Raw genomic sequence first — 954 nt, forward strand, 5'->3', positions numbered from 1 at the left:
TGCCCTTATGAGAACATTGAAATATCTTGTCCGACAAAAGGAGCACTATTTATAATAGTTGTAAAGTGGTGTATTTTAAATATAATTCTTAATCATTATCATCTTTCCACATTTTTATCTCTCTCATAATGTTGCAATGCTTCTAATTGCTTTTTAGCTATTTTAGCAAAAGGTTCTAATATTTTATCAATTTTCTCCAGATTATATTCGTCTTTTCTTGCCTGATTCAAAATACGCTTGGCTTCTTGAGAATCAAAAAATTCCGACTCACTTGATGCATCATCTTCGTCAAATAGTTTTTCAAATAATTCTGATAATTTTATTCTACTTTCCTGAAACATAAGATAATAATATCCTATAACCACATCCGGTTCCCAATAAAGAGTTTCTTTATTAAAAATTTCTATGGTTTTTTCATGAGCAATCGCTAATAACAATTCTTCTCTGCTTTTAGCAATCGCAACGTCATAAACCCATTCCTCTAAATTATCATTGCAAACAATTAGACGATCTGCCCATGATTGCCACTGATTTGTATTCCAATATTTACTTAATACTATTGTATGTAAATAATTTACAATTGGCATTTAAGCATTCTCCTTTCACAACAATTAAGGTGTACTGGGGTGTAAACCAGGAACTCCAGATCCATGTGCCTGTGGATCTAACGGTGAATTAGAATGATAATGGGGATTAGAATGTATATGCGGAGTGCCATGATCGGTAAAATCATTATTACCTATTCTTCTACCAAATGAATCAAAGATTGTCTCTCTATAATACATTTGACCGTTTTCACCATATTTTATATCCACAATACTCTAATACCAGGCCTAGTTTGTAGACGTTGTCTGGTATTTAAAATATTTCCTTTATTAATACTTGTGAGTTAAAAGTTTGTACCACTAAGAAGCCAGAAAATCCCAGTGTTTTTCTGACTCTTCCTGTAGCTCA

Annotated in this window: 1 protein-coding gene; it reads right to left on the bottom strand. The window is 32.1% G+C overall.

Annotation, left to right across the window (positions count from 1 at the left end; all coding sequences use genetic code 11):
• Nucleotides 1–98: 98 nt before the first annotated feature.
• Complete coding sequence (locus D7Y06_RS25335; protein ID WP_120410222.1) at nucleotides 99–587, bottom strand: hypothetical protein; 489 nt, start codon at nucleotides 585–587, stop codon at nucleotides 99–101.
• Nucleotides 588–954 lie beyond the last annotated feature (367 nt).

This window comes from Roseburia sp. 1XD42-69, assembly GCF_003612565.1.
Classification (GTDB): Bacteria; Bacillota; Clostridia; order Lachnospirales; family Lachnospiraceae; genus Roseburia_B.

What these genes read in the sequence shown, in the direction of transcription:
- D7Y06_RS25335 (WP_120410222.1), bottom strand. Translation starts at nt 587, where the DNA reads ATGCCAATTGTAAATTATTTACATACAATAGTATTAAGTAAATATTGG.